The following is a 7188-nucleotide window of genomic DNA, read 5'->3' as shown; positions in this document are numbered from 1 at the left end:
TAGGCATTAACATATATATCACCTCTTATGAATAATTCTAAGCATTGTTAGAGAATGAACAATGTTTGATATGAGAAGTAAGGAATGCCTTTTTTATTCTCTTTCCTTATTTCTATTTATATTATAGTCCTCTATTTTAGCAGAGTCAAGTATAGAGTGCTAAAAACATTTTTTTAATTTTAAACAGCCACTTATCATACTCTATCAAATCATATCAAAGATATATTTTTATATAATATGATCAACATGTCGCAAAAGATAGGCATCCATGTCATCAAACCCTATCATACTTCGACGAAGTGTTATTTTTTTATTTTTTATATAAATCACAATCTTAACACATTCTTGCCATCCATATACATTTTTTACCTTTCTTTCAACTCTTATTATTTCTGTTACAGGAAATGTATAGCTTGTCCCTATGACTGGTCTCATTGTTATATCATCTCCCTTAGCAATCATCTGGAATCTACATATAGAAATTCCCCACAAGATAAAGGGACTTACAAAAATGATGGCACCCACACTCAAAGCAAATAAAAACATTGAACTCACAACATCTAACATAGCAATAAACACTATTGGAAAAATCATTGACAACAAAATAACAGCTATAAAGATAAGATCGTTTTTAGCCCAATAAACTTCCGTTTTCAGTCCAAGCTCTGCTTCAAACATAACTTTATTATCATTATCAAAGAACAATATCTTGATATCATGATCCTTACCATACTGTGTTGCCTGATAAATCAAATGAATTCTGTCCTGATCCGTTATTTCTCCTTGATGTTTAATCCAACAGATTGAATCAGCCCATGCATAAAAATCATTGAAACAAACTTCACCATCAAATCTTGCTATATTGCCATTATCATCTTCAATTTGTATATAACTTTTCGTTCCTGTTATTTTCATTATATCTTATCTCCATCAATCATACTCTATTCACATTATATCAATTTCAAATAATCCCATCAATGACACAGTCCTACACCATTTTCTATTTATTCGTCAGTGCATTTTGTATAATCTACAAATATCACTGCACTTATCTTTTAAAATTTTTATTTTATTTGTTTTCATCGCATATTTTCGATATAATGGTAAAGAAAGGGTGAGAGCTTTGGAATGTTTTTATCAGTCCATGTTAGCGTATATAAGACAACGTCCTCGTTTAGAAAAAATCATTATTTTTTTAACACAATATTGTCCTTATGTAACGTTTATCTTATATCCATGTGTCTTGATTTATTTATGGTATATTCATAGTCCTTATTTGATAGATGCCATTCTAAGACCATGTATAGCTTTTGTGATTGTGACGGTTTTTAGAAAAATAGTGAATCGTCCCCGTCCCTATGATCATATGAATATTCAACCCTTAAGAGGTCATAAACATGGCGAATCTTTTCCAAGTCGTCATACTGTTAGTGCCTGTATTATTGCTTTTGTATGTTTTTATGCTCATTTTTATGTTGGCGTTTTTGCATGTATCATTGCATTGATTGTCAGTTTAACACGTATTTTAAGTGGGGTTCATCATATAAGTGATGTTTTTGTAGCAATTATCATTGCAATTCTGTGTTTTATAATTGACTTTCATTAAAAATAATTTATACTATACTTAAAATATTTTAAGTATTTATGAGGAGGTTATATGCTAAGTCAGGAATTTCAGGCTGTTTATAATATATTCAAAATGAATTTTTATTCATCTATGTGTGCAACTTCTAAAGAACTCACAATGCAAGAAGCATTTAGCTTAGATATTATTTATATGTTAGGTGAACCCACTATTTTAGAATATGCTAAATATATGGGAATTTCACAGCCTAATGCTACATATAAAGTCAATCAATTGGTAGAAAAAGGATATTTAAATAAAACAGTCAGTCAAGAAGATAAACGATCTTATCATTTAAAAGTTACAAGTAAATTCTTGGAGTTTTATCGTGAAAATGATCATTATATTAAAAAAGCCCTTAAAGAAATTGAAAAACTGTTTAGTAAAGAAGAAGTGAAATCCTTAGAGAAAATGCTTCGTACAATTAGAATATCTATGACGGAGGAAAAGAAAAATGATAAAAATAATTACTGATTCTACATCTGATATTGATTTAAAATATGCACAGGAACTCAATGTTGAAGTTGTGCCTTTAAAAGTCATTATTGATGGAAAAGAATATAAAGACCGTATTGATTTACAACCAGAAGAATTTTATGATTTATTAGTTAATAGTCAGACATTACCATCTACATCACAACCATCACCTCAAGACTTTGTTGATTTGTATGAAACAGCAAAAAACAACAATGATAGTGTTATTGTTATAACTTTGTCTAGTGTTATTAGTGGAACATATCAAAGTGCTAATCTTGCAAAAGATTTAGTTGATTATGATGATATTTATGTGATTGATAGCTTAGGAACAACGCAAATGCAAAGATTGCTTGTATTAAAAGCAGTTGCATTAAGAAATGAAGGTATGAACGCTCAAGATCTCTATACATTTTTAGAAGCATATAAACATCGTATTCGCTTATTTGCTTTTGTAGATACATTAGAATATTTATATAAAGGTGGACGTTTATCAAAAACAGCTGCAACAGCAGGAACACTTTTGAAATTTAAACCTATTATTGGTTTTGATGAAGGCAAATTAGATGTATTTGCGAAAGCCAGAGGGACTCAAAAAGCTACCGCTAAAATTATCGACTTAATTCAACAAGATGGTGAAATGGATTTAGATGAACCTATCTGTATCGGATATACTGGCTCATCTGATGGTTTAGATAAGTTTGAAAATACATTAAGGGAAACTTTACATTTTGGTGAAACATTACATGGTATTGTTGGCCCGGTTATTGGTACACATGCTGGTCCTGGGGCTCGTTTAATTGCTTACGTAAAAAAACAATAAATCATCCATAAGTATTGATTGTCATAGATGATAGCTATGATAATCAATACTTTTTATTATATTGAATATAATCAAAAAAGTATGATCATAAAAATCATACTTTCTCTTTATGCAACAACAAAAGTCTTTAAACGTTTTTGAATAAGATACATTGTAATGATAAATGCTATGAAATCTGCAATTGGTACAGCAATAAAGACACCATATAATCCAAAAATCCAAGAAAGAATTAAAATCAATGGTATCAATAATAAGCATTGTCTTAATAAATTAAGAAAGCTGGATTGTTTAACCATTCCAATTGCCTGAAAGAAATTAGCACACATTGTTTGACATCCAACCAATGGTAAACAAATAAACCAAATGCGTAAAGCACTATTTCCTAATTCAATAATTGCTGGCTCTTGATTAAATATAGAAATAATCATTGATGGGAATAATTGAATCACTAAAAATCCTAAACAAGAAAGAATACTAGAACCTATAATCGTATACTTTAATGTTTCTTTAACACGATGATAATTCTTAGCACCATAATTATAACTAATAATAGGCTGCTGTCCTTGTGTCATACCTGTTAATGGCATCAACATAAGTGTTTGAACACTTGTAATAATTCCTACTGTTGAAATAGCCAAATCCCCACCATACAAACCTAATGTTCCATTAATAACAATATTTAAAACACTTGTTGATAATTGCATTAAAAAGGCTGGCAAACCTGTTTTCATAATCATATATGTATAATGTTTTTTCAACTTCATATGTGATAAACGACATGGAATGATTCCTCTTTTTCCAAATAAGAAAGACAATTGCCATATCATACTTAAACATTGTCCACCAATTGTCGCAAGTGCAGCACCTTCCATTCCCATATGAAATTGAACAATCAAAATATAGTCAAAAACAATATTAAAACCTGCTCCTAACAGCTGTGAAACCATAGCGTTTTTAGCATTTCCTTGGGCACGTGAGAAATTGTTTCCACACATGGCTACACATTGAAAAACACCACCATATAAAATAATACTCAAGTAATCACTGGCATAAGGTAAAACCTTTTCACTAGCTCCAAGTATAGTTAATATAGGATCCATGAAAATATTACCTAAAACCATAAAAACAATACCAAAGATAACTGTAATCATTAAAGCATTGCCCTGATAATATTTAGCATCTTCCTCTTCCTTAGCACCTAAAGCAATAGAAAAACGTGTAGCTCCTCCAACTCCTGCCATTAAGCTTAACGCCATCAAAATTAAAGTCACTGGATAAGACACAGTAATTCCTGCTAAACCTAATGATCCTAAATCAGGAGCATTACCAATAAACATTCTATCTACAATATTATAAATAGCATTGACAATCATCCCAATCATAGCTGGTATAGATAGTTCAATCAATAAAGTTAAAACTTTTTGTGACCCCATTCTATCTTTATCCACAATTTTCCCTCCCTTAACGTTTTTTAGTTTAGACATATTGTCCTTTTTTGTCAAGAAACAAAAAAAGACATTAAATGTCTTTTTCAATATGATGAGGATATTTATTCCAATATTTTAAATAAATAAAATCCTCATCCTTTTTAAAATGATACTGATACATTCTAAAAGTAACTAAAATATTTTTAGGCATCCATTGTTCCTTATAAGAATAACAATATTTCATACCAATCTTTTTCATGACATTTCCACTATGAGGATTACAAACATCATGCGTTGCAGTAATGTATGGCAAATCAGATGTTTTGAATTCTTCAAGCATTTTTAAAGCTGCTTCACTCACTATTCCCTGATGCCAAAACTCTTTTCTTAAAGCATAGCCAAAATCATGACTCTCATCACCACTGATTTGAATATATCCAATAGGTCTATCATTTTCCTTTAAACAGATTGCATAATAATAACCATCTTGATTTTTATATTTATCTAAATAGTGAGTCTGCAAATAATCTTTTGCTTCCTCGACACTCTGTAATGGAAACATAGGTAAAAAACGATTAACATCAGAATCACTTAATAATTCATATATTGCCTGTTCATCTCCCATACGAAAATGTCTAAGAATCAGTCTTGAAGTTTCATAAAAGTCTTTCATCTTATCCCTCCATGATTTTAACATAAAAAGTTCTTTGCCTAGGTCCATCAAATTCACATAGATAAATGCCTTGCCATATTCCTAATAAAAGTTGACCACGATGAATGATAAAAGTCTGACTTGGGCCAAAAAGAGTTGACTTAATATGGGCATGTGAATTCCCCTCAAAATGATGATAATCCAAATGTTCTGTAGGAAAAGCACGTTCAAAAGCATTGATCATATCTCTAACAACATCAGGATCCGCATTTTCATTGACAGTGATTCCAGCCGTTGTATGTGGTGTATATACCACAACAATTCCTTCATCTATGTGGCAGCGATTAATATCCTGTTTGACGATTTCAGTAATATCATGCATTTGCATACGTTTAGAAAATTGATATTGATGTTCAAATAACATTCTCAATCACTCCTATAAATCTTTTATATACCATCTATCACAAGCATAATGTGGTCCTTGAATAAGGGGTTGTTCCAACGGAATAAACCCGTTTTTTAAGTAGAAACGATTGGCTGCTATCATATTGGAAAATGTTTCCAAATAACATTGCTGATAGTATGTCTTTGCAAAATCTAAGGACAGGTTTAATAATTCTTGTGCTATGCCTGTACCACGTATCGCCTTATAACAATACATTTTCTGCAATTCACATATACCTTCTTTGCCTTCCACTGGTCCTATACCACAACCACCAACAACATGATCATTTTCAACAACCACAAGATATTGTTTATGAGCAGGTTGATAAACTTGATAAAATTGTCCTAAATCTTTATCTTCCCAGGCACAACCTGGTTTATTACCACCAAATTCTATCAGACAATCTCTAATCAGTTTTTCGACTTCTTTATTATCTTTTTCTTCAATCAGACGTATTTTCATGAGCTGGTATAACCTTTTTTAAACGTTTTTCAAAATCACGACGAGAAAACATAACAATGGCTCCACACCCTAAACATTTAATTTTGATATCTGCACCCATACGTATAATTTGCCATTGATTAGACTTTTTACAAGGATGTTGTTTTTTCATTTCAACAATATCGTTTAAATTATATTCCATTTTTGTGCTCCTCTCTTTGTTGATAAGCTTTATAAGTATTTTCCAATAACATCGCAATTGTCATTGGTCCTACACCTCCAGGCACTGGTGTAATATAAGAGACAAGATCTTTGACATCTTCATAATCAACATCACCACATAATTTATGATTTTCATCACGATTAATACCAACATCCAACACCACAGCACCTTTTTTAATATAATCTTTATTAAAAAACTTAGGTTGACCAATTGCTGCTATTAAGACATCAGCTCTTTGACATAACGTGGCTAAATTCATTGTACGGGAATGTGCAATTGTCACAGTTGCATGTTTATGCAAACATAGTAAAGCCACTGGTTTTCCAACAATATTACTTCTTCCAACAACAACAACTTCTTTTCCAGTTAAGTCATAATGAATTTCATCTAATAAAACCATCATACCTTGTGGGGTACAAGGTACCAGTCCTTTTTCTCCTAACACAAGTTTAGCTACATTAGATGGATGAAATCCATCTACATCTTTTTGTGGATCAATTAAATGAAGTATTTTGTCTTCATGAATATGTTGTGGTAATGGCAACTGTACCAAGATGCCATCTACAGTATCATCATGATTAAGTTTTTGAATCACTTCCATTAACTTTTCTTCTGTTGTCTGTTCATCCAGTTTCACAATATCAGATAACATCCCTACATAGGCACATGCTTTATCTTTATTGCGAACATATGTTTGACTGGCAGGATTTTCACCTACTAATACAACTGTTAATTTTGGTAGTCTTTGACCATTTTCTTTTAATAAATCAATCTTTTGTTTGAGTTCATCTTTTCGCTTTGCTGCAATCTTTTTTCCATCAATGTTCATAAATGATTACCCCCTCATTATTGTTTCTATTATAATGGAAAATATACCAATTGTAAACTTTTAGCCCCAAAAGAAAAGGTATATTAAATAATCGCGGGGTAAACCTTAACCTTTAATTTTATTACGGGGTATGCCTTTTTCTGCTTTAATTTCTAAATGGGGTAATTTCATAATAAAAAGAAACCTCCTGATATAATATATGTTTGCAGACATTTATATCTTGAAAGGAGGTTCCTCATGAACGATTTTA

Annotated in this window: 10 protein-coding genes; 3 read left to right on the top strand and 7 right to left on the bottom strand. The window is 31.1% G+C overall.

What is annotated here, in order from left to right:
• Window positions 1-228 precede the first annotated feature (228 nt).
• Window positions 229-915, bottom strand: a complete 687-nt coding sequence (locus B5E87_RS14415) for a hypothetical protein (RefSeq protein WP_087246063.1) — start codon at window positions 913-915, stop codon at window positions 229-231.
• Between the two features lie 229 nt (window positions 916-1144).
• Here B5E87_RS14415 and B5E87_RS14410 point away from each other — a divergent pair, with 229 nt between their 5' ends.
• Genes B5E87_RS14410 through B5E87_RS14400 form a run of 3 tightly spaced genes read left to right on the top strand, consistent with a single transcriptional unit; the run spans window position 1145 to window position 2921 of the window.
• The gene (locus tag B5E87_RS14410; RefSeq protein WP_241147194.1) at window positions 1145-1606 is read left to right on the top strand and encodes a phosphatase PAP2 family protein; all 462 of its coding nucleotides are present in this window, start codon (window positions 1145-1147) and stop codon (window positions 1604-1606) included.
• A gap of 51 nt (window positions 1607-1657) precedes the next feature.
• Window positions 1658-2098 (top strand): MarR family transcriptional regulator, encoded by a 441-nt coding sequence (locus B5E87_RS14405; protein ID WP_087246059.1) that lies wholly within the window; start codon window positions 1658-1660, stop codon window positions 2096-2098.
• A complete protein-coding gene (locus tag B5E87_RS14400; protein WP_087246057.1) occupies window positions 2079-2921 on the top strand; it encodes a DegV family protein in 843 nt (280 codons plus the stop codon). The genes B5E87_RS14405 and B5E87_RS14400 overlap by 20 nt, the downstream gene beginning before the upstream one ends.
• Before the next feature lie 107 nt (window positions 2922-3028).
• On the opposite strand, the gene B5E87_RS14395 is transcribed toward B5E87_RS14400, so the two are convergent.
• The 6 genes from B5E87_RS14395 to folD form a co-directional block, all read right to left on the bottom strand.
• Entirely contained in the window at window positions 3029-4369 is a 1341-nt protein-coding gene (locus B5E87_RS14395) for an MATE family efflux transporter (RefSeq protein ID WP_087246055.1), read from the bottom strand.
• Window positions 4370-4439: 70 nt separating this feature from the next.
• Window positions 4440-5021, bottom strand: a complete 582-nt coding sequence (locus B5E87_RS14390) for a GNAT family N-acetyltransferase (RefSeq protein WP_087246053.1) — start codon at window positions 5019-5021, stop codon at window positions 4440-4442.
• A 1-nt stretch (window position 5022) separates the two neighbouring features.
• Window positions 5023-5424, bottom strand: coding sequence for a secondary thiamine-phosphate synthase enzyme YjbQ (locus B5E87_RS14385; RefSeq protein WP_087246051.1), 402 nt, complete (start codon window positions 5422-5424; stop codon window positions 5023-5025).
• Between the two features lie 12 nt (window positions 5425-5436).
• Window positions 5437-5907, bottom strand: a complete 471-nt coding sequence (locus tag B5E87_RS14380) for a GNAT family N-acetyltransferase (RefSeq protein ID WP_087246049.1) — start codon at window positions 5905-5907, stop codon at window positions 5437-5439.
• Window positions 5888-6088, bottom strand: coding sequence for a DUF951 domain-containing protein (locus tag B5E87_RS14375; protein WP_087246047.1), 201 nt, complete (start codon window positions 6086-6088; stop codon window positions 5888-5890). The genes B5E87_RS14380 and B5E87_RS14375 overlap by 20 nt, the downstream gene beginning before the upstream one ends.
• Window positions 6078-6938 carry a bifunctional methylenetetrahydrofolate dehydrogenase/methenyltetrahydrofolate cyclohydrolase FolD gene (folD, locus tag B5E87_RS14370; protein WP_087246045.1) on the bottom strand — a complete coding sequence of 287 codons (861 nt, stop codon included), beginning with the start codon at window positions 6936-6938 and terminating at the stop codon, window positions 6078-6080. The genes B5E87_RS14375 and folD overlap by 11 nt, the downstream gene beginning before the upstream one ends.
• Window positions 6939-7188 lie beyond the last annotated feature (250 nt).

Source organism: Massilimicrobiota sp. An142 (assembly GCF_002160725.1).
Classification (GTDB): Bacteria; Bacillota_I; Bacilli_A; order Erysipelotrichales; family Coprobacillaceae; genus Allocoprobacillus; species Allocoprobacillus merdigallinarum.
Note: the sequence above shows the minus strand (reverse complement) of the source record. Positions and strands in the feature narration are given on the sequence as shown.

What these genes read in the sequence shown, in the direction of transcription:
- B5E87_RS14415 (WP_087246063.1), bottom strand. Translation starts at nt 915, where the DNA reads ATGAAAATAACAGGAACGAAAAGTTATATACAAATTGAAGATGATAAT.
- B5E87_RS14410 (WP_241147194.1), top strand. Translation starts at nt 1,145, where the DNA reads ATGTTAGCGTATATAAGACAACGTCCTCGTTTAGAAAAAATCATTATT.
- B5E87_RS14405 (WP_087246059.1), top strand. Translation starts at nt 1,658, where the DNA reads ATGCTAAGTCAGGAATTTCAGGCTGTTTATAATATATTCAAAATGAAT.
- B5E87_RS14400 (WP_087246057.1), top strand. Translation starts at nt 2,079, where the DNA reads ATGATAAAAATAATTACTGATTCTACATCTGATATTGATTTAAAATAT.
- B5E87_RS14390 (WP_087246053.1), bottom strand. Translation starts at nt 5,021, where the DNA reads ATGAAAGACTTTTATGAAACTTCAAGACTGATTCTTAGACATTTTCGT.
- B5E87_RS14385 (WP_087246051.1), bottom strand. Translation starts at nt 5,424, where the DNA reads ATGTTATTTGAACATCAATATCAATTTTCTAAACGTATGCAAATGCAT.
- B5E87_RS14380 (WP_087246049.1), bottom strand. Translation starts at nt 5,907, where the DNA reads ATGAAAATACGTCTGATTGAAGAAAAAGATAATAAAGAAGTCGAAAAA.
- B5E87_RS14375 (WP_087246047.1), bottom strand. Translation starts at nt 6,088, where the DNA reads ATGGAATATAATTTAAACGATATTGTTGAAATGAAAAAACAACATCCT.
- folD (WP_087246045.1), bottom strand. Translation starts at nt 6,938, where the DNA reads ATGAACATTGATGGAAAAAAGATTGCAGCAAAGCGAAAAGATGAACTC.